20 protein-coding genes and 2 riboswitches are annotated in these 20,539 nt (G+C 55.1%); of the genes, 17 read left to right on the top strand and 3 right to left on the bottom strand.

What is annotated here, in order from left to right; genetic code table 11:
• Positions 1-29: 29 nt before the first annotated feature.
• From ACXAF0_RS16390 to ACXAF0_RS16420, 7 genes are all read left to right on the top strand, one after another.
• A complete protein-coding gene (locus tag ACXAF0_RS16390) occupies positions 30-587 on the top strand; it encodes a hypothetical protein (RefSeq protein ID WP_475346911.1) in 558 nt (185 codons plus the stop codon).
• A gap of 103 nt (positions 588-690) precedes the next feature.
• A riboswitch (glycine riboswitch) is annotated at positions 691-788 on the top strand.
• A 3-nt stretch (positions 789-791) separates the two neighbouring features.
• Positions 792-899, top strand: a riboswitch (glycine riboswitch).
• Positions 900-960: 61 nt separating this feature from the next.
• Positions 961-2,070, top strand: coding sequence for a glycine cleavage system aminomethyltransferase GcvT (gene gcvT / locus ACXAF0_RS16395; protein WP_475346912.1), 1,110 nt, complete (start codon positions 961-963; stop codon positions 2,068-2,070).
• A 69-nt stretch (positions 2,071-2,139) separates the two neighbouring features.
• Complete coding sequence (gene gcvH, locus ACXAF0_RS16400; RefSeq protein ID WP_475346913.1) at positions 2,140-2,511, top strand: glycine cleavage system protein GcvH; 372 nt, start codon at positions 2,140-2,142, stop codon at positions 2,509-2,511.
• A gap of 2 nt (positions 2,512-2,513) precedes the next feature.
• Positions 2,514-3,869, top strand: a complete 1,356-nt coding sequence (gene gcvPA, locus ACXAF0_RS16405) for an aminomethyl-transferring glycine dehydrogenase subunit GcvPA (RefSeq protein ID WP_475346914.1) — start codon at positions 2,514-2,516, stop codon at positions 3,867-3,869.
• Positions 3,866-5,362, top strand: coding sequence for an aminomethyl-transferring glycine dehydrogenase subunit GcvPB (gene gcvPB / locus ACXAF0_RS16410; protein WP_475346915.1), 1,497 nt, complete (start codon positions 3,866-3,868; stop codon positions 5,360-5,362). Before gcvPA ends, gcvPB begins: the two co-directional genes overlap by 4 nt.
• Positions 5,363-5,564: 202 nt before the next feature.
• Entirely contained in the window at positions 5,565-6,485 is a 921-nt protein-coding gene (locus ACXAF0_RS16415) for a protein phosphatase CheZ (protein ID WP_475346916.1), read from the top strand.
• A 211-nt stretch (positions 6,486-6,696) separates the two neighbouring features.
• Entirely contained in the window at positions 6,697-7,101 is a 405-nt protein-coding gene (locus ACXAF0_RS16420) for a hypothetical protein (protein WP_475346917.1), read from the top strand.
• Positions 7,102-7,196: 95 nt separating this feature from the next.
• On the opposite strand, the gene ACXAF0_RS16425 is transcribed toward ACXAF0_RS16420, so the two are convergent.
• Entirely contained in the window at positions 7,197-7,676 is a 480-nt protein-coding gene (locus ACXAF0_RS16425) for a redoxin family protein (RefSeq protein WP_475346918.1), read from the bottom strand.
• 216 nt (positions 7,677-7,892) lie between these two features.
• A complete protein-coding gene (locus tag ACXAF0_RS16430) occupies positions 7,893-10,109 on the bottom strand; it encodes a protein-disulfide reductase DsbD family protein (RefSeq protein WP_475346919.1) in 2,217 nt (738 codons plus the stop codon).
• 318 nt (positions 10,110-10,427) lie between these two features.
• On the opposite strand from ACXAF0_RS16430, the gene ACXAF0_RS16435 reads away from it, so the two are divergent.
• Entirely contained in the window at positions 10,428-11,006 is a 579-nt protein-coding gene (locus tag ACXAF0_RS16435; protein ID WP_475346920.1) for a YqgE/AlgH family protein, read from the top strand.
• 87 nt (positions 11,007-11,093) lie between these two features.
• Here the strand turns inward: ACXAF0_RS16435 and ACXAF0_RS16440 are convergent, their stop codons facing one another.
• A complete protein-coding gene (locus ACXAF0_RS16440; protein ID WP_475346921.1) occupies positions 11,094-11,918 on the bottom strand; it encodes a hypothetical protein in 825 nt (274 codons plus the stop codon).
• Positions 11,919-12,709: 791 nt separating this feature from the next.
• Between ACXAF0_RS16440 and coxB the strand changes: the two genes are divergently transcribed.
• The 9 genes from coxB to ACXAF0_RS16485 all read left to right on the top strand — a co-directional run bounded on the left by coxB (position 12,710) and on the right by ACXAF0_RS16485 (position 20,475).
• Positions 12,710-13,558 carry a cytochrome c oxidase subunit II gene (gene coxB, locus ACXAF0_RS16445; protein WP_475346922.1) on the top strand — a complete coding sequence of 283 codons (849 nt, stop codon included), beginning with the start codon at positions 12,710-12,712 and terminating at the stop codon, positions 13,556-13,558.
• Between the two features lie 11 nt (positions 13,559-13,569).
• A complete protein-coding gene (ctaD, locus tag ACXAF0_RS16450) occupies positions 13,570-15,153 on the top strand; it encodes a cytochrome c oxidase subunit I (RefSeq protein WP_475346923.1) in 1,584 nt (527 codons plus the stop codon).
• A gap of 80 nt (positions 15,154-15,233) precedes the next feature.
• Positions 15,234-16,160, top strand: coding sequence for a heme o synthase (locus ACXAF0_RS16455; protein WP_475346924.1), 927 nt, complete (start codon positions 15,234-15,236; stop codon positions 16,158-16,160).
• Positions 16,157-16,297, top strand: coding sequence for a hypothetical protein (locus tag ACXAF0_RS16460; protein ID WP_200892645.1), 141 nt, complete (start codon positions 16,157-16,159; stop codon positions 16,295-16,297). The genes ACXAF0_RS16455 and ACXAF0_RS16460 overlap by 4 nt, the downstream gene beginning before the upstream one ends.
• A 6-nt stretch (positions 16,298-16,303) precedes the next feature.
• The gene (locus ACXAF0_RS16465; protein WP_475346925.1) at positions 16,304-16,894 is read left to right on the top strand and encodes a cytochrome c oxidase assembly protein; all 591 of its coding nucleotides are present in this window, start codon (positions 16,304-16,306) and stop codon (positions 16,892-16,894) included.
• Positions 16,895-16,978: 84 nt separating this feature from the next.
• The gene (locus tag ACXAF0_RS16470) at positions 16,979-17,779 is read left to right on the top strand and encodes a cytochrome c oxidase subunit 3 (protein ID WP_114097826.1); all 801 of its coding nucleotides are present in this window, start codon (positions 16,979-16,981) and stop codon (positions 17,777-17,779) included.
• A gap of 104 nt (positions 17,780-17,883) precedes the next feature.
• The gene (locus tag ACXAF0_RS16475; protein WP_363928341.1) at positions 17,884-18,171 is read left to right on the top strand and encodes a DUF983 domain-containing protein; all 288 of its coding nucleotides are present in this window, start codon (positions 17,884-17,886) and stop codon (positions 18,169-18,171) included.
• Positions 18,172-18,177: 6 nt separating this feature from the next.
• The gene (locus tag ACXAF0_RS16480; RefSeq protein ID WP_475346926.1) at positions 18,178-18,909 is read left to right on the top strand and encodes an SURF1 family protein; all 732 of its coding nucleotides are present in this window, start codon (positions 18,178-18,180) and stop codon (positions 18,907-18,909) included.
• A gap of 78 nt (positions 18,910-18,987) precedes the next feature.
• Positions 18,988-20,475: a carboxypeptidase M32 gene (locus tag ACXAF0_RS16485; RefSeq protein ID WP_475346927.1), complete on the top strand. Its 1,488-nt coding sequence runs from the start codon at positions 18,988-18,990 to the stop codon at positions 20,473-20,475.
• Positions 20,476-20,539: the final 64 nt, after the last annotated feature.

The following is a 20,539-nucleotide window of genomic DNA, read 5'->3' on the forward strand; positions in this document are numbered from 1 at the left end:
TGAAAACATTTGGTTTGATAGAGGCTTGGATGACAATCGGTAACGGACTTCGGCGCGTTTTTGCATTTGGTATGGTCTCGCTTGGCGGATTGCTAAGTGCGTGCGGCGGCGGAAACCCGTTCGAAGAACAGCCCGTACCAGTTTGCCCGGCCGCCTATCTGCCAAAGGATACGGCGAAGCTGGTCGAGTTCAGTGGCGGTGGCCGCGATCTGACCGATGTGATCGTCGAGGCGGAATTTACCGGTTATATCGGTGACTGCGGCTATGATCTGGATGACCAGGAACTTGATGTCATCATCAGCCCGATCATCACCGCCGAGCTTGGACCGGCGGCGCAAAATCGCACTGTGCAGTTCGAGTATTTCGTTGCGCTTCGCGACCCGAATGGCAACTTCATCCAGAAGTCGGTGTTCAACATCAATATGGCCTTTGCCGACAATCTGAACATGGCGCGGATCCGCGATGAGCAGGTGACACTTTCAGTGCCGCTTGATGATGTCTGGACGGGTCCGGATTATGAAATCTATCTCGGTTTCCAGCTGAGTGCGGAGCAGCTGGAATATAATCGCCGCTTCGGAACTGATTGATTTATTGGGAAGTTTTGGTATTTCGGGCCGGTCGACAGCCCCCTTTGGGAAAATAGGGGCTGGTCGGTTTGCGCGGAACCCCGTATAACAGAAACACACCCAATTGATCCCCGTGGGAGAGGCCGCAGTCCTTTTGGATATGCGGACGCCGAAGGAGCAACCACCCCGGAAACTCTCAGGCAACAGGACCGCGCGGAGATGGGACTCTGGAAAGCAGGTGCTGTGATCAGCTTGATCAGAACGCACCTCGCCGAAGATGTAAGCAGACCGGTTTAGCCATTGGCTGTGATTCTTTCAGGCTCCGAGACAGAGGGGGAATGTGGTTGGCCAGTGGTCGGCTATGTTTCGCAACGATTGTCCCGGAGAAGGAAGAGTGGATCAACAGACCGAACCGCTAAAAACAGCCCTTTATGACCTGCATGTTGAACTCGGCGCCAAAATGGTGCCGTTTGCGGGCTATGCCATGCCGGTTCAATACCCGCTTGGTGTGAAGGGCGAACATCTTCATACCCGTGCAAAGGCTGGCCTGTTTGATGTCTCGCATATGGGGCAGGTACGCCTGACCGGCGAAAACCGCGTGGCAGAGCTTGAAAAGCTTGTGCCCGGTGATATCGCCATCCTTAAACCCGGTCGCACGCGTTATTCCGCCTTTACCCAGGACGATGGCACGATCCTTGACGATCTGATGATTACCAATGCGGGCGGTAGCCTGTTTCTGGTGATCAATGCGGCGTGCAAGGGTGACGATGTTGTTCACATGCGGGCCAATCTTGGTGATGGTGTATCCCTTGAAGAAATCGATGATCGCGCGCTGATGGCGCTGCAGGGCCCGGATGCGGCCAAGGTGCTGGCACGGTTTGCGCCAGTGGTTGCTGATCTGAAATTCATGAGCTTTGCCGAGATCGAGATCGCAGGCATCCCGTGCTTTGTGACCCGGTCGGGTTATACCGGTGAAGACGGTTATGAGATTTCGGTGCCCAATGCGGATGCCGAAACGCTTGCGCGTAAATTGCTGGCCGAGGACGAGGTCGAGGCGATTGGCCTTGGTGCGCGTGATTCTCTGCGTCTGGAAGCCGGTCTGTGCCTGTATGGCAATGACATTGACACCACCACGACCCCGGTGGAAGGCGATCTGAACTGGATCATCAACAAACGTCGCCGGGCCGAAGGCGGGTTCAAGGGATCTGACGTAATCCTGGAGCAGCTGGAAAATGGGGCAGACCGCAAGCGTGTTGGCATCAAGCCCGAAGGCAAGGCGCCGGCCCGCGAACATACCCAGATTTTGAATGCAGACGGCGAAGAGATTGGCGAGATCACGTCAGGCGGGTTTGGCCCGACCGTCGATGGTCCGATCGCGATGGGCTATGTTGCGATCGAGTTTTCCGAACCGGGAACCAAGATCGACCTGATGGTGCGCGGCAAGGCCCGCCCGGCCGAGGTGGTTGAGCTTCCGTTTGCACCGCATCGCTATTTCCGCGGTTGAGTATCCGAAATTATTGAGAGCGCGGCGACGCCGCATTGGCATTGAATTGATCAAGAGGGACAAAGGGAAATGACAAAGAAATTTTCGCAAGAACATGAGTGGATCGAGTTCGCAGATGGTGTGGCAACCGTTGGCATCACCGATTACGCGCAGCAGTCGCTGGGTGACATTGTTTATGTCGAGCTGCCGGAAGTTGGCAAAAAGCTGACCAAGGATGGTGATGCAGCCGTGGTTGAATCGGTCAAGGCGGCCAGCGACGTCTATGCTCCGCTTGACGGCGAGATCGTTGAAATCAATGAAGAGCTTGATGCCAACCCGGCGTTGGTCAACGAAGCCCCGGAATCAGAAGGCTGGTTCTTTAAAATGTCCCTTGCTGATGAATCCCAGCTTGATGAGCTGATGGATGAAGCAGCCTACAAAGACTTCGTCGAAGGTCTTTAAGCATGCGTTACCTCCCACTGACACGCGCTGATCGCGCTGCGATGCTTGAAACCATCGGGGCAGCATCAGTTGATGAACTTTATAGTGATGTGCCTGACGGCGCGTTGCTCGATAAGCCTGTTGATTTGCCATCCCACCTCGGCGAAATGCAGGTCGAACGCGATATGCTGGCCCTTGCCGGGAAAAACATGGGGGCGTCCAGCGTGCCCAGTTTCTTGGGGGCAGGTGCCTATCGCCACCATGTTCCGGCCACGGTCGATTACGTGATCCAGCGCGGTGAGTTCCTGACCGCCTACACGCCCTATCAGCCGGAAATCGCGCAAGGTACATTGCAGTATCTGTTTGAATTCCAGACCCAGGTTGCCTCGATCACCGAGATGGATGTTGCCAATGCCTCGATGTGGGATGGTGCGACATCCTGTGCCGAGGCGGTGCTGATGGCATGCCGGGCTACCCGTCGCAAAAAAGCGGTTCTGTCAGGTGGTCTGCATCCGCATTACCGCGAAGTGACGGAAACCTATTGCCAGTATAGCGACACCGAAGTCGCCGGGCGTGATGGGCATCCCGAACATCAGGCGACGGCCGACGAGCTTGATGATCTGATCGATGATCAGACGGCTTGTGTGGTTGTGCAGTACCCGGATGTGTTTGGTCGCATTCAGGATCACACCAAACTGGCCGATCTTTGCCATGCCAAGGGGGCGCTTCTGGTCGTGGTCTTTACCGAGGCGGTTGCCTTTGGTGCGGTCAAATCACCGGGCAGCTTTGGTGCCGATATCGTTTGCGGTGAAGGCCAGTCGATCGGTAATGCGCTGAACTATGGTGGACCGTATGTCGGTCTGTTTGCCACCACCCAGAAACTGGTGCGTCAGATGCCCGGTCGTCTGTGTGGCGAGACGGTTGATCAGGACGGCAAGCGTGGCTTTGTTCTGACACTTTCGACCCGTGAACAGCATATCCGTCGTGAAAAGGCGACGTCGAACATCTGTACCAACTCCGGTCTGTGTTCGTTGGCCTTTACGGTGCACATGAGCCTGCTGGGCGAAGACGGTTATCGTCGTCTGGCAACCCTGAACCATGAAAATGCCTGCAAGACAGCCGATGCGATTGACGCAGTCAATGGCGCGTCGGTGGTCAATGACAGCTTCTTTAACGAGTTCACGGTCAAGCTGACCAAACCGGCGTCAGAAGTCGTCGAGGCACTGGTTGCCAAGGGTGTTCTGGCGGGTGTGCCACTGTCGCGCCTGTATCCGAACCGAACGGATCTGGATAACTACCTGTTGGTGGCAGTGACTGAAACCAACACAGATGCGGATATCGCGGCCCTTGCGGACGCATTGAAGGAGGCGCTGGCATGAATTTCACAACCCATACCGGCAACCGCGGCCTTGTCATTGAAGAGCAGCTGATCTTTGAACAGGGCCAGCCCGGCCGCACCGGTGTTGACCTGCCCGAACCGGCAGGCACGAAAACCCGTCTTGGCGGTCTTGATCGTGACAGCGACGTTGGCCTTCCGGGCCTGTCCGAACCGCAGGTCGTGCGTCATTTCACGCGCTTGTCGCAGAAGAACTATGGCATTGATGCCGGGTTCTTCCCGCTGGGTTCGTGTACTATGAAGCATAACCCGCGCCTGAATGAAAAGGTCGCACGTCTGCCCGGTCTTGCCGATCTGCATCCGATGCAGCCCGAAAGCACCGTTCAAGGCGCGCTTGAACTGATCAACAGTTGCGCGCACTGGCTTCTGGTTCTGACCGGCATGCCGGCTGTTTCCATGTCCCCGGCAGCGGGCGCACAGGGTGAGCTTTGCGGCATGATGGCCATTCGTGCGGCCCTTGATGCGCGCGGTGAAAACCGTCGTCGCGTTCTGGTGCCGGAATCTGCGCACGGGACCAACCCGGCCACGGCAGCCGCCTGTGGTTTTACGGTTGATTCGATCCCGGCAACCGAGGATGGCCGTGTTGATCTGGCTGCATTCGAAGCCAAGCTTGGCGATGATGTGGCGGGGATCATGCTGACCAACCCGAACACGTGCGGTCTGTTTGAACGTGATGTGCGCAAGATTGCCGATCTGGTGCATGAAGCGGGCGGGTATTTCTATTGCGATGGTGCGAACTTCAACGCCATTGTCGGTCGCGTACGCCCGGCAGATCTTGGCATTGATGCGATGCATATCAACCTGCACAAGACCTTCTCGACCCCGCATGGCGGTGGTGGCCCGGGTTCCGGACCGGTCGTCTTTTCCGATGCACTGGCCGCGTTTGCCCCGATCCCCTATGTCGTCAAAAAGGGCGACGGTTTCCATCTGGTCGAAACCGCAGACGAAGACGATGGCATGCAGCCATTTGGTCGTCTGAAAGGCTTCCATGGTCAGATGGGCATGTTCATTCGTGCGCTGACCTATATGAAAAGCCACGGTGCAGACGGCCTGCGTCAGGCATCGGGTGATGCGGTTCTCAATGCGAACTATCTGCTGGCCCGTCTGAAAGACAAGCTCAGCGTTGCCTTCCCGGGCTATTGCATGCATGAGGCGCTGTTTGATGACAGCTTCCTGAAGGATACCGGTGTTTCGACACTGGATCTGGCCAAGGCGATCATCGACGAAGGGTTCCACCCGATGACGATGTATTTCCCGCTGGTCGTGCATGGTGCGTTGCTGATCGAGCCGACCGAGACGGAAACCAAGGAATCGATCGACCAATTCTGCGATGCGATTCTGGCTCTTGTTGCCAAGGCCGAGTCGGGTGATGCGGAATTCTTCAAGAATGCACCGTATCTGACACCGCGCAGACGCCTTGATGAAACGGCAGCCGCACGGAAGCCGGTTTTGCGCTGGAAGCCTGAAACAGCTTGATAACCCAAGCAACCTTGCTGTTTGAAACACCCCGGTCTCTGGCCGGGGTGTTCTTTTTCAAGGACTTGGACTTGAAACCCATTGGACTTGTCGCAATCTGCACCCTTATACTTGTCGGAATTGTAATGAACGACGTCATCAAAGACGCGTTTGGGGATTTAGAGGTCGGACTGCTGTCCGTTCCGGAGGTTTGAAATCAGTCATGTCTCGTCGCGTGCAAAAAGTATTCACTGCCGAACGTCGTCTTAAAGAACGAACCGGCGGTGTGGTTGAAGATTGGTCGGATTCCTTTTTCGACCCGACGCTGGAAAGTGGAATGGGTGCAGGCGAACCGATGCCAGTTTCCCTGCCCGCAGCGACGAGTGAGACCGATAACGCCGGAATGTCCCAGGCGGTGCTTGATGAAATCCGCGCCCTGCGTGGCGAAGTTTCGCAATTGCGTCAGGCAATGGCATCAGGTGCTGCACCAGCGACCGCTGAAAGTGCATTCGAAGCGCCAGAAGCATCAAATGATGCCCCTATGGATGCCTTGCCGGACCCGGTGACAAGCAACCCGACGCATTCCAATCGTCCGGGGGCTGCCGAGCCGGATCACGATGATCTGGAACTGATTCGCACCCAGATCGAGGAAATGAACGAGCACATCCACAAGGCCAAGGTTCAGATTGCCTCGTTGCGCCATCCCAAGGCGCAGGATGACCGTCTTGTCAGTGCTGCCTCGGAACTTGATGCCATCGTCAAGGATACCGAGATGGCGACCCACACCATTCTGGAATCTGCCGAGCAGATCGATGATCTGACAATGACGCTTAAAAACTCGGCACCAAGTGACTTTGTCGCCGATCACGTCGAACAGATTGCCTTTATCGTCACCAAGATTTTCGAAGCCTGTAACTTCCAGGACATTACCGGACAGCGCATCAACAAGGTTGTCAGCACGCTTGAGTTCGTTGAGGAGCGTGTCCACAACATGATCTCGATCTGGGGTGAAGAGGCCTTTAGCGAACTGCCAATACCCGAAGTTGAGGAAGAAGCACGGCCCGAAGATGCGGATCTTTTGAACGGCCCGCAGCTTGATGGCGAGGGTATCAGCCAGGACGATATCGATAAGTTGTTCGAATAACTCGAAAAATACTTGGTTTTACCTTGTGATTTAAGGTAGTAGCGTTAGCTATCTCTTCTTCGTTTGAGAAATGGCAGGCGTTTGTGCAGCGTCTTTTGTCAATCAAACGTTTACATATGTTAAGGTAAAGTCTTACCTATAAGAATAAGAAGCTAAGTTGGGATGCGTGTAACATTCGGTTGCACGTGTTTTGACGTGCTTGGAGGTTAGTATGGGATTTTGGTCTCTTGGTGCTATTCGCCAGCCTAAGGCGCAAGATATCAAATGGCGAAAGAGCCCGCGTGGGGATTACTATCGACTGTTTATGCTCGACGACGTTTCAGAGCTTGGTCTGAATGGCACGGGTGGTGTTTATCTGCTGTGGCATGGCGGTTTGAAGCCGTCCTGGCTTGTTGCAGGTGCAACAGAGGATCTTGGCCACAGCTTTGCCGAGCTGGCGCGTGATCCCGACATTCGCGAATATGATACCCGCGGTGGCGTTTATATGAGCTGGTCGCCGATCAAGGGCAGCTTCCGGGAAGGTGTTGTGCATTACATTGCCAAACACGCCAACCCGACCTTTGAATGCGATTTTGACAGCAAGGAAGATCCGATACCGGTCCTGTTGCCGCGCTAATCACGTGGCCGGACACTGTATCTGGAATGCAAAAAGCTCCGCAGTTGATGCGGAGCTTTAAGCGCTTCTGGCTTATGTTGAAAAGCAGGCTGGCCTTAGAGTTTGGCCATGACTGCTTCGGCGCTTGAAACGTCAAATGCGCCGGGTTCTTCGACCGCAAGATCGGTGACTTTGCCGTCTTCGACGATCATGGCAAAGCGGTTGGCACGTTTGCCAAGACCACGCCCGGTCAGATCAAGCTCAAGGCCGGTCGCATCAACAAACGCAAGGTCGCCATCCGAAAGCATGGTGACGTTATCTGCGTTTTCGGCATCTGCCCATGCCTGAAGCACGAAGGCATCATTGGATGCCAGGCAGGCAATCTCGTCGACACCTTTGGCTTTGATCTCATCGGCTTTGGCGACAAAACCCGGCAGATGTTTTGCCGAGCAAGTCGGCGTAAAGGCACCCGGTACCGCAAACAGGACAACTTTGCGTCCTGCGAAGAATTCCTTGGAATTGACGGCTTCGGGGCCGTCGCTGGTTGCGCGGAAAAGGGTAACTTCCGGGAGTTCAGAACCGATCGAAATGGTCATTGGTATCTCCGTTATTTGGCGCAATCCCGTTGACTGCGCGCTGGATCGCATGCCCGAATCAAACACTAAATCTGCTTGGCATTCAATGCATTCACGCAGAGTTTTTAAGAACTGTCATCTGCTTGACGTTTAACGTCAGTATGTTCGGACTTGTTCCCGTGAAGGCCTTGCCTGCAGACAGGGATGGTTAAAATAGGCATCGCCAACCAAATGTGATTACTCTGCCGAGCTGGCAAGGCTTGCTGATACCTTTGCATCTTCAAGCGCGCCAAGAACCTCATCCACGCTGAGCAATTCGGAAAGCAGGATGCCCTCGGGGGCCGCTGGGCCAAACACGGCATTAAACGGAATACCAAAGCGGCCATAGGACGCCAGATAATCGGCAATCTGTTGATCCGGGCGGGTCCAGTCGGCCTGCATCAGAACGACACGGTCCTGCGAAAGTGCGGCGCTGACATCAGGTTTTTCGAGCACCAGTTTCTTGTTGACCTGACAGGTGACACACCATTCTGCGGTAACGTCAATCACGACGGTCTTGCCATCAGCCACAAGCGTATCGATGGTGTCCGGCGCAAAAGCCTGCCAGGCGAGGGTACTGTTGCCTGATGACGCGCTGGGTGATGATGGCGGCTTGGAAAAGCCTGGCGCAAACAGGGCGACCATAAAGCCCGCGACAGCAAGCGCGGTAAAGGCAAAGCGCGGGCGCAGGTTTGATGTGCGCTTGCGTACCCAGATGAAAATACCACCCGCAATCAGCCCAAGCCCAACCGCGACCGCGCCACCCATGCCGATCTGGATCGACAAAACGCCAAGCAGCCAGATGGCCGTGCCGATCAAGGCAAGACCCAGAACGAATTTGACACCATTCATCCAGCGCCCCGGTTTGGGCAGGGTATGGGCCACGCGCGGTTGGATGGCGATGGCGAAATAGGGCAGGGCCAACCCAATGCCAAGCAGCGTGAAGATCCAGAAGATATCAAACACACTTCCGGCCAGCGCAAATCCGACAGCCGTGCCGAGGAACGGGGCAGAGCAGGGGGTTGCCAGCAAGGTGGCAAACATCCCGGTCAGGAAATTGCTGCTGATATGGCGGCCGTGGCTTTCGCTGCGTGTGATGGCATCATTGGCCGCGTTGCCAAGCTGATCCGGGCCGGAAATCTCAAACAGGCCCCACATATTAAGCGCAAACAGGGCAAGAATGATCGTCATCACGGTCAGGAAAAGCGGCTGCTGGAACTGAATGCCCCAGCCAATCGTGCCCCCGGCCAGTTTGATGCCTACCAGAACAGCGGCAATCACCCAGAAAGATGTGATGATCCCGGCCGCACTGGCAAGAAATCCAACGCGCACCCGATTGATGTCCTGTTCGCGGGCCTTGAGTGCGGACATGACCTTGATCGACAGGACTGGCAAAACGCACGGCATGACATTGAGGATCAAGCCACCCAGCAGGGCAAAAAGGCCGATCATCCAGAAGCTCATGCCATCGGTTGCGCCCGCGGTCGATGTGGAGGATGCCGTTGCAACCGTGCCTGCGTCGACAGAACCAACGATCAGGTCTTGTTCGATGGAAAGCGGACCGGCAATGACCGTGACGGTAACGGCTTCATCGCTTAGCGACTGGTCTTCGCTTAGCCCCATCACAGCGATGTCGAAATATTTGGTCTCAGAGCTGTTGTCGTTGGTGGCCGCAGGTTTTGGCAAGCCAAAGCCCGCACGAAGGTCGCTTTCGATAATGATGTCGTCAATGGCGACACCAGCAGTATCAAGGCCGTGCACAGCAAGGCGGAGACTGGTTTGATCGCCCGAGTTTGCCGTGGTCAGGCTTGTGACATCGATGGGAAGGCCGGTGCCCGTGAGCGGCACGCGCGAGACAAACTTTTCGATCTGATGGGCATGGGGGCTGGTGATCGATCCGCCGGTGCTGCCAGCGGCATCTGCGGGAATGTCGAGATTGAAGTTGGCCGTTGCCGGAATGCAGATGTCGCTACAGACCAGATAATCAACATTGAGACGGATCGATACGGACTGTGCGAGATCAGGGATCGTCACATCAATCGGCAGGATGATCTGATCCTTGTAGCCGAATGTTTCCAGACCAAAGATCGAAAAGCGATGCGGGGCAGGCCACAGTATGTTTGCGTCGCCAACGTTTTGCGATCCGGTCCAGTCCAGCTGCGGCGGGAAACCGGCATCACCGGCACTGCGCCAGTAAATCTTCCAGTCGGGTTGCAATTCATATTCAAGGCCGAGACGCAGTGTTTCTTTGCCGCCGGTTTCGGTTTGCGCGCTGATCAGGCGAACAGATGTGAAATCCTCGTCAATCCAGTCGGTTGCCATATCCGATGCCGCCATGGCAGCGGTTGTCGCGCCGATGGTCGCAAGGCAGAGGGCAAACATACATGTCAGGCGGACGATCAGGTGGCGAATCACGTGTTGTTCCTTAAGCACGAAAAGCGGTTGGCGCAGTGTGGGCCAAACTTGTGGCACAAAACAGGCGTAGTTCGAGCCCGCGTTCAAATCAAGCCACGACTATGTGAACGTCCTATCACTAACACAGCTGTCGTGTGGCTTGGCATGATCCAGAGCAAATGCGACCTCGTTCATTGGCGTATGACAGGTTTGCTGCCTACATGGCCTATATGGGAAGCAGAAATGTCAAACGACAAATTATCGCGGTTTCCGGGGTTCTTGATGGTAATGGAAGGGCATTCGCGCTAGGCTTTATGAAACAGGAGAGAAAGTTTCGATATGGGTGAAGGTATAGACACAGGCGATTATCTTGGCGGGAAGCTTTTGATCGCGATGCCGGGAATGCGTGATCCGCGCTTTTCGCAAAGTGTGGTCTATATCTGTGCGCACAACAAAGATGGTGCGATGGGGCTTGTGATCAACCGCCTGATCGACAGCATTACTTTCCCGGAACTGCTTGAACAGCTTGGCATTGCGCGCCCGGCACCGACCATCGAAGACATTCAGGTGCATTTCGGCGGCCCGGTTGAAAGCAGCCGTGGCTTTGTGTTGCATTCAACCGATTTCTCGAACGAAGCCACCCTGCATGTCGATCGCGGTGTGTCGGTAACGGCCACGGTTGATGTCCTTGAACAGATTGCGGTCGGTGAAGGCCCGCAAAGCCGGATTTTGGCACTTGGCTATGCCGGATGGCGCAGTGGGCAACTTGAAAGTGAAATCCTTGCCAATGGCTGGCTTCACGTCGATGCCGATGCGGATCTTCTGTTTGATACCGATTGCGAAGACAAGTGGGAGCAGGCGTTCTCGCGGCTTGGCTTTGCCCCGGAGCTTTTGTCTGGCGAAGCTGGACACGCCTGAGCACGGCTTTTCCAAATCCTGCTAATTACCCAAAGAAAAAACCTGCCAGCTTGGCAGGCTTTTGTGTTTTGTGCTGGTTCGATGTGATCAATCGAACAGGGCGTCGATTTCTTCCTGTGAGAAGATCTGGTCAACCTCATCCTGCGAAACGCGGTTGGCGTTCTGCGGTGCCTTGGTGACGGTTTTGTCCAGATTGTCGAGGCCCTTGGGATCTGGCGGCAGGTCGAATTCATCAAAGTCGTCTTCGCCCCAAATCTCGATCACGCGGGTAACGCGTTCCTCGATATATTTCATGGTATTGACGACTTTGGTAATTCGCTGTCCGGTCAGATCCTGGAAGTTACAGGATTCAAACACCTTGACCACAAGCTCGACAATGTCGTCTGCCAGCCCTTGCGTATAGTCGTCTGGTGCTGCAGAACGAATATTATGGGCGACTGCATCGATCTTTTCGACGGTCTCAAGAATATTGGCGGTCGCGTCTTCGGTCGCGGCCACGACGGAATCAAGTTCACCCTTCACGATATTGATACGCGTGCCACTGTCATCCTCGGGCGCGGTATAAAGGGCGGCGATTTCCTTTTTGGTTTCCTGAATGGAATTGGCAAGCGCGCGGACTTCGTTTTTCACCAGGCGGAGCTCATTGCGGGCATCGGCCTGTTCATTATCGTCCGGGGCGGCGGCCTTGTTTGCCTTTTTCTGTTCCTCCATCATCACCCGGATGTCGGAAAGCAGTTCAAGCTTGAGATCCTCGATCGCGGTATGCAGGCTTGAAATATCGGCACCACCGGCAGCGCCATTCGGATCGGTCGGCATTTCGGTCGGCAGGGCGACCATGTCACTCATGGTTTCGAGTTTGTTGAGCAACCGCATTTCTGCGGTAAATAGTCTTTTACTTCCTGAGCGTGCCATAGACGAACCTCTGTCTTTGTACCGTCTGCATCGGGCAAGGGCCAGTCTGGCTGTCTTGCACGGAACATCGGGAATGCATACGTGTGGGTAGAATAGTCCGCAAAACTGATATATCCAACCGAATTTCTATCCTTGATATTGGGGAAAAGCCCGCCCAATTAAAGGGTTCGGTCCGTATTTTTGCTTTTGGGAAATAACAGGGTGCCAAATTCGGGCGCCGAATCGTTTGCAAAACCGATTTTTGTGCGGTGTGCGGCAAAAAAAACGGGCCGTCTTTCAAGGCGTCGAGGATGCCGTAACGTTGTGTCGATCGGATGACGTTTCAGCGCCGTACGTTTTACAACAAAACGGCTTTAGCCATTGGTTGAAGTGATTCTAAGGTCTTTTGCGCATATATTGCAAAGCAGCAAACCTGACTATGGGAAAATCCGGCCGAAAGGAATGGCGGTTTTTCTATCCAAGGGTGGGTGTTTAGAACGATTTCAGCTAAAACCAGAGCGCTAATTTGATATCTTATCAAATACATTTTTTGTGCAACGCAGCGAGGTTTTTTCTGGAACAGGTGCCGAAGATACGCTATTTGCCTGCGTTACCAATGTACTTTCATGTGCAGGCTATTTAAGAATAAGATATGTCAGAGGAAATGCTCCGGTCCGTCAATTTTTAATCTTTGGTTGATATGGTGGAAAGCTTCCAAGAAGGAACCTTGAAACCCGGTCAGTTCAAAGAGACGGAGGTGGGGAAGAGTGAGGCATATCGCCTTGAGATGTAATGCGAGGGGGCAGATTCGCATGTCGATCAAGAAGCTATTTCCCATTCTGTTGTTGGGATTGGCGGTTATTACCGGGTTTGACAGTGCAGCACTTGCTGTTGGTCAGCCCGAGCCGTGGCAGCTTGGGCTGCAGGATCCGGTTTCACCGGTGGCTGTTGAAGGCCAGAAATTCTTTAATCTACTGATCTGGTTGATGACGATCATTACCGTGATCGTCCTGCTTTTGCTGCTGTATGTTCTTTTCCGCTTCAGCGCGAAACGCAACCCCGTGCCGTCGAAAACGACCCACCACACCCTTCTTGAAGTGGTCTGGACGGTTGTCCCGGTACTGATCCTCCTTGTGATTGCAATCCCGTCCTTCCGCCTGCTGTATTTCGCAGACCGTGTCGAGGATGCCGATCTTACGCTCAAGATCATTGGCAAGCAGTGGTACTGGACCTACGAATATCCGGATAACGGCAACTTCACGTTTGATTCCTTGATGATCGATGAAGAAACCGCCGTTGCAGAGGGCATGAACCGCCTTCTGGATGTGGACAATCCCGTTGTCCTGCCGGTGGACCAGAACATTCGCCTGATCATGACGTCTGACGACGTGATCCATAACTGGGCCATGCCTTCGCTGTTCATCAAACTTGATGCCGTTCCTGGCCGTCTCAATGAAACCTGGACCCGCATTCCAGGCGAGTATGCCGGTACGACATTCTATGGGCAGTGCTCTGAGCTGTGCGGCGTGAACCACGCCTATATGCCGATCGCAGTCAAAGCTGTTACCATGGAAGAATACGAGGCCTGGGTAGCCAAGGCCCAAGAAGAGTTCGCATCTGCTGATCTGCCGTCTGCGGTATCAGTGGCATCGGCAGAGTGAGGGAGAGACTGATGGCTCACGCTGACACACATGATCACGATCATACCCCGGGCTTCTTTACCCGTTGGTTCCTGTCGACCAACCACAAAGATATCGGGACGCTTTATCTTATCTTCTCTGTGATCGCCGGTTTGATCGGTGGCGCGTTTTCGGTGTGGTTCCGTATGGAACTGGCACAGCCGGGAACCCAGATCATTGAAGATCACCATTTCTTCAACGTGCTCGTGACCGCACACGGCATGATCATGGTCTTCTTTGTTGTCATGCCCGCCATGATTGGCGGTTTCGGCAACTGGTTTGTTCCGATCATGATTGGCGCGCCGGACATGGCGTTCCCGCGTTTGAACAACATTTCGTTCTGGCTGATCGTGCCGGCCTTCCTTCTGCTGATGCTCTCAGCTGTGGTGGGCAGTGGTGCGGGGACCGGCTGGACGGTTTATCCGCCGCTTTCGGGCGTGCTGGGGCATCCTGATGCCTCTGTCGACCTTGCGATCTTTGCGCTGCACCTTGCCGGTGCCAGCTCGATCCTTGGTGCGGTGAACTTCATTACCACCATTTTCAACATGCGTGCGCCGGGCATGACCCTGCACAAGATGCCGCTGTTTGCATGGTCGATGCTGGTCACAGCCTTCCTGCTGCTGCTGGCGGTGCCGGTTCTTGGTGGCGCGATTACCATGCTTCTGACCGACCGTAACTTTGGCACGGACTTCTTCAATCCGGCCGGCGGCGGTGACCCGATCCTGTATCAGCACCTGTTCTGGTTCTTCGGGCATCCGGAAGTTTACATCATGATCCTGCCGGGCTTTGGCATCATCAGTCACATCATCTCGACCTTCTCGCGCAAGCCGGTCTTCGGCTATCTCGGGATGGCCTATGCGATGGTGGCGATCGGTGTTGTCGGCTTTATCGTCTGGGCGCACCACATGTACACGGTGGGCATGGATGTTGACACCCGTGCATACTTCACCGCGGCGACGATGGTGATTGCGGTGCCGACCGGGGTTAAGATCTTCTCGTGGATTGCGACCATGTGGGGTGGCTCGATCACCCTGCGCGCACCGATGCTTTGGGCGATCGGCTTCATCTTCCTGTTCACTGTGGGCGGTGTGACAGGTGTGATGCTGGCCAACTCGGGCATGGATCTGCCGCTGCATGACACCTACTTTGTTGTGGCGCACTTCCACTATGTGCTGTCGCTTGGTGCGGTCTTCTCGATCTTTGCCGGTTTCTATTACTGGTTCAGCAAAATGTCGGGTTACGAGATTTCCGATCTCGGTGCGAAGATCCACTTCTGGCTGTTCTTCATCGGCGTCAACCTGACCTTCTTCCCGCAGCACTTCCTCGGACTTGCTGGCATGCCGCGTCGTTATGCCGACTATCCGGATGCGTTCGCGGGCTGGAACATGGTTTCGTCCTATGGTGCCTATATCTCGTTTGCGGCAACCATCTTCTTTATCGGTGTGGTGGCGCATGCCTTCATCCGTGGCAAGAAGGCCGAGGCAAACCCGTATGGGGAAGGTGCCGATACGCTGGAATGGACTGTGAGCTCTCCGCCGCCGTTCCATACCTTTGACGAACTGCCGCGTATCAAGTAAGTGACACTGGTTTAAGTCCCCCGCAGACCCCGGTTTGCGGGGGACATCCTACCGCCCCAAAAGAGAAGACCAGAGTTCAAATGACCAAGCAGGTTGCCGACCAGACCCTAGCACTCGAAAACGCAGTCACTCTGCCGGTTTCGGACGTACGCGACTATATTGCATTGCTCAAACCCGGCGTGATGACCCTTGTGGTTTTCACCGGTGCCGTTGGTCTGTTGATTGCCCCGGGATTGATCCATCCGTTCCTCGGACTCGTCGCAATCGCCTGTATCGCCGTTGCCAGTGGCGCGGCAGCATCGATTAACATGTGGTACGATCGAGACATCGATATCCACATGAAACGTACCCAGAGTCGACCGATCCCGGCCGGACGGGTTCCTGCGGACGAGGCATTGTCGCTTGGCATTGCGTTGTCGATTGTTTCGGTAACCGTCATGGCGGTTGCCATCAATATTGCGGCTGCGGCTTTGCTGGCGGTATCGATCGCGTTCTACGTGTTCGTTTACACCATGTGGCTCAAGCGCAGCACACCACAGAATATCGTCATTGGCGGTGCCGCCGGGGCCTTTCCCCCGATGATCGGCTGGGCGTCGGTGACAGGCGGGGTTGATCTTAATTCGATCGCGCTGTTCATGATTATCTTTATGTGGACTCCGCCGCATTTCTGGGCGCTGGCGCTGTTTCGCTGTGGCGACTATGCCAAGGTCGGGGTTCCGATGATGCCCGTCGTTGCCGGCGAGGCTGCAACGAAGAAGCAGATGCTGATTTATACGCTTCTGTTGTTGCCGGTGACCCTGGTACCGGTCGCGACCGGATTGCTTGATGTGTTTTATGGCGTGACGGCGGCTCTGACCGGGCTTTGGTTCCTGCGCCATGCGGTTCGTGTTTTGCGCAATGCCGAAGAACGCGCGCCGCACAAGATGTTTGGATATTCCATTCTGTATCTGTTTGTCCTGTTCGGGGCGATGGTTGCAGATGTCTGGCTTGGCGGGTTGATCGCATGAGTGAGCAGCCCAAAATGAACAAGGCGGAACTCGAAGCGTTCTATGCCAAGCGCAAGAAGAAGAACTGGGCGTTTCTGGTCATCCTGACCAGTCTGATTGTTCTGTTCTTTGCGATAACCATTTTGAAGATGAGCTAGGAAACCATGGCTGATCAGAAACACACAGATAATATCAAGGCGCGCAACAAGCGCGTTTTGCTGAGCTGTGTTGTCGTCGTTGGCGGCATGATCGGTCTGTCCTATGCCTCTGTACCGCTTTATGAGCTATTCTGTCAGGTCACCGGTTTTGGCGGCACCCCGCAGGTGGGTAAAGATAGCGGGATTGCTGTCTCGGAAAAAACCATCAAGGTGCGGTTCAACGCCGATGTGAATTCCGGTTTGCAGTGGCAGTTCAAACCCGAACAGCGTGAAATCACGGTGCGTCTGGGTGAAGATAATCTGGCGCATTACGTTGCCGAAAACATGGCGGTCCAGCCGATCACCGGTCAGGCCGTTTACAATGTGACACCACTGAAAGCTGGGCAGTATTTCAGCAAGATCGCGTGTTTCTGTTTTGACGAGCAAACCCTTCAACCGGGCGAGCGTGTCGACATGCCGGTCAGTTTCTATGTTGATCCTGCCATTGCCGAAGACATCAATACCCAGGACGTGAAGACGATTACCCTGTCATACACCTTCTTCAAATCCGAGGCATCGGTCGAAGCAGTTGGCGGGAATGAAGATCAGGGAGGCTGACAGAACACGGTTTCGTGGGCTGGACGGTCTTTGTTTAACAAAGCGAACTTAGAGTTTCTTTTGTAAGGATTGAGGGGGCAAGGAATGAGTGATCATGCACAAAAGCATCCGTTCCACCTGGTAGACCCGAGCCCGTGGCCGCTGGTGGCTGCGGCGTCGGCAGGTCTGTTCACCGGTGGCATGGTCATGTTCATGCATTCGGACCGCGCGCCGGCTGATTTCTGGCTGGCCGCACTCGGCATTGCGGGCATTCTGTTCGTGATGTTCCGTTGGTGGAGCAACGTGATCAGCGAATCACACATCTATCATAACAAGGTCGTTCAGATCGGCCTGCGGTATGGGATGTCGCTGTTCATCGCATCCGAGGTGATGTTCTTCGTTGCCTTCTTCTGGGCATTCTTCCACAACGCGTTTGTGATCTTCAGCCCCGGCGTGACCGAATGGCCGCCGGCAGGTGTCGAAGTGCTAGATCCGTGGGATCTGCCGTTCCTCAACACCCTGATCCTGCTGCTGTCGGGTTGCACCCTGACCTGGGCGCACCATGGCATTCTGGAAGGCAAGAAAAAGGACCTTGTTCAGGGGCTGGCACTGACCGTTGGTCTTGGCGTCATCTTCCTGTTCCTGCAGGCCTATGAGTACAGCCACGCGGCATTCGGCTTCTCTGACAACATCTATTCCTCGACCTTCTACATGGCGACCGGTTTCCACGGCTTCCACGTGTTTGTCGGGACGGTGTTCCTGGCGGTGTGCCTTGTACGTGCGATGAAGGACGGCTTCAAACAGGACCATCATTTCGGTCTCGAAGCAGCAGCCTGGTACTGGCACTTCGTTGACGTTGTCTGGCTGTTCCTGTTCTTTGCCGTTTACATCTGGGGTGGCGAATAAGCCACCCGCCGGAGACGGTTCAGAACATGGATGATTACTATCCAAACCTTTCCCCCATTCGTACCGGGCTGGCATGCAAATGCCCCCGCTGCGGTGGGGGAAAGTTGTTTTCAGGCTATTTGACTGTGCGTGAAACCTGCGAGGTTTGCGGACTGGATTTGCGCGGCCATGATTCCGGTGATGGTCCGGCCGTTTTCATCATTTTTATTTTGGGCTTTCTGGTGGTGCCGATGGCGCTTTGGGTCGAGATGACCTATATGCCGCCTTTGTGGCTGCACGCTGTTGTTTGGGGGCCTGTCATTCTTGGCGTGACCTTGGTCTTGCTAAGGCCGCTCAAAGGCATCATGGTGGCCCTTCAATATCGTCACCGATCGACATCCGAACAGGACTGACCTTTCATGCCTCTTCTTAAAACGCGTCCCAGTCTGGCGATGAAAATTTCCGCCGGACTGTCTCTGATCATCCTGTTGGTGCTGGGTTCCTGGCAGGTGGACAGGCTGTTCTGGAAACAAGGCATCATCGAAAGCCGTCAGGCACAGGCGCAGATGGCCCCGATCGCGGTGCCGACCGACACCACCCTTGATCCCGATATGGCGTTCCGGGCCGCCTATGCCGAAGGAACGTATCTGAACGATCAGGAAAAGTACCTGATGGCGCGCACCCGGCGTGGCAATGTCGGCTTTCAGCTGATCACCCCGCTTGAACAGGAAGATGGCCGCATCATTCTGGTCAATCGTGGCTGGGTACCACAGGATTACCGTGATCCTGCAACCCGTCCGGAAAGCCTGATTGAGGGGCCGGTTCGCGTATCGGGTGTTTTGCGCCTTCCGAGGGAAAAGCACTGGGCGCAGCCGGAAAACGACCCGCTGAAGAACCAGTGGTTCTATGTCGATGTTGATCACATGGCCGAAGATACCGGTGCGGAGCTTGCAAGTCCCTATTATCTGGAACTGGATGATACAGAGGTCCCGGGTGGTTTGCCGATTGGCGGACAGGCAAAGGTTGAATTGCCCAACAACCATCTGGAATACGCCATCACCTGGTACAGCCTCGCACTTACCCTGATCGTGATGTTTGTTCTGTACCATCGCCGTCCATCCGGCGATAAGGAAACCGACAGCCAGGCCTGATCCATCGTCCCACCGTTCCCATCTGATTGATATTTTGCGGACAGTCATCCTGACCCGACTGCCCGCGCAGGAGTTCCCATGACCGAAGCCTATAAAAAGCTTGAAGCCCGTTTTCACCGCATGAGTGTCCTGTCGGGGATTGGCGGCATGTTGCATTGGGATATGGCGGTGATCATGCCGGGCGGCGGGGCGGATGCCCGTTCCGAACAGCTCGCCACGCTGAGTGTTCTTGAAAACGAGCTGATCAATGCGCCGGAACTGGGCGATCTGATTGCCAGTGCCGAAACCGAAAATCTCGATGACTGGCAAAAGGCCAACCTTGCGGAAATGAAGCGCGGCTGGGTGCATGGCACGGCGGTTCCGGCCGATCTGGTCGAAAAGATGTCGCGCGCCGAAACCCGGTGTGAGGTTGCCTGGCGCAAAGCACGCGCCGAGAATGACTTCAAGGGACTGCTGCCGCAATTGCAGGAAGTGCTTGATCTGTCGATCGAGGCCGGCAAGGCCAAGGCAGAGGCACTGGGCACATCGGTTTATGATGCGTTGCTTGATCAATATGATCCGATGATGCGCTCTGAGCGGATTGATAGCCTGTTTGCCGAGCTGGGATCCTTCCTGCCCGATTTCACCGCCGATGTTATCGAGCGTCAGAAATCCGAAGACAAACCGATCAAACCGGTTGGTCCGTTCCCGGTTGAAACACAGAACCGCATTGGTCTTGATCTGATGAAGGCGGTCGGGTTCGATTTTGACCATGGGCGTCTTGATATTTCACATCATCCGTTCTGTGGCGGCATCCCGGAAGATGTGCGTTTGACCACGCGCTATGACGAGGATGATTTTACCTCGGCGATCATGGGCGTTTTGCACGAAACCGGCCATGCCATGTATGAGCGCGGCTTGCCCAAGGAATGGCAGAACCAGCCAGTTGGCACGGCACGCGGCATGACCATGCATGAAAGCCAGTCACTTCTGGTGGAAATGCAGGCTTGCCGGTCCGAAGAATTCCTGACCTATGCCGGACCGGTGTTTGAGGCGGCCTTTGGAGGCGACAGTTCGGCGTGGAAGCCCGCTAACCTGCATCGCCTTTATACCCGTGTTGAGCCGGGTCTGATCCGTGTGGATGCGGATGAGGTGACCTATCCCGCCCATGTGATCCTGCGTTATCGTATTGAACGGGCGTTGATCGAACGCAACATGAAACTTGCCGATTTGCCGGGTGCCTGGAACGAGATGATGCAGAAGCTTCTGGGCGTTGTCCCCGAAGATGACCGCAATGGCTGCATGCAGGATATCCATTGGCCGTCTGGTGCGTGGGGCTATTTCCCGACCTATACGATGGGGGCAATGGCAGCCGCCCAGATCTTTGCCGCGGCCAGGGACGCGAACCCGGAAATCCTGGGCGCATTGTCACGCGGTGACTTTGCGCCCTTGATGACGTGGCTTGGCACAAACATTCATGGCCCGGCATCGAGCAAATCCACCGATGCCATCCTTGAAGCCGCGACAGGAAAGCCGCTTGGCGTTGATGCATTCAAGGCCCATCTTGAGAATAGGTATGGCCGTTAAATTCAATTGAATGGATCGGGCAATCTGCTAGCATTGATTGATGGATTGGTGATATACGCTGCCA

The sequence above is a fragment of the Thalassospira sp. ABD4_177 genome (assembly GCF_056160125.1).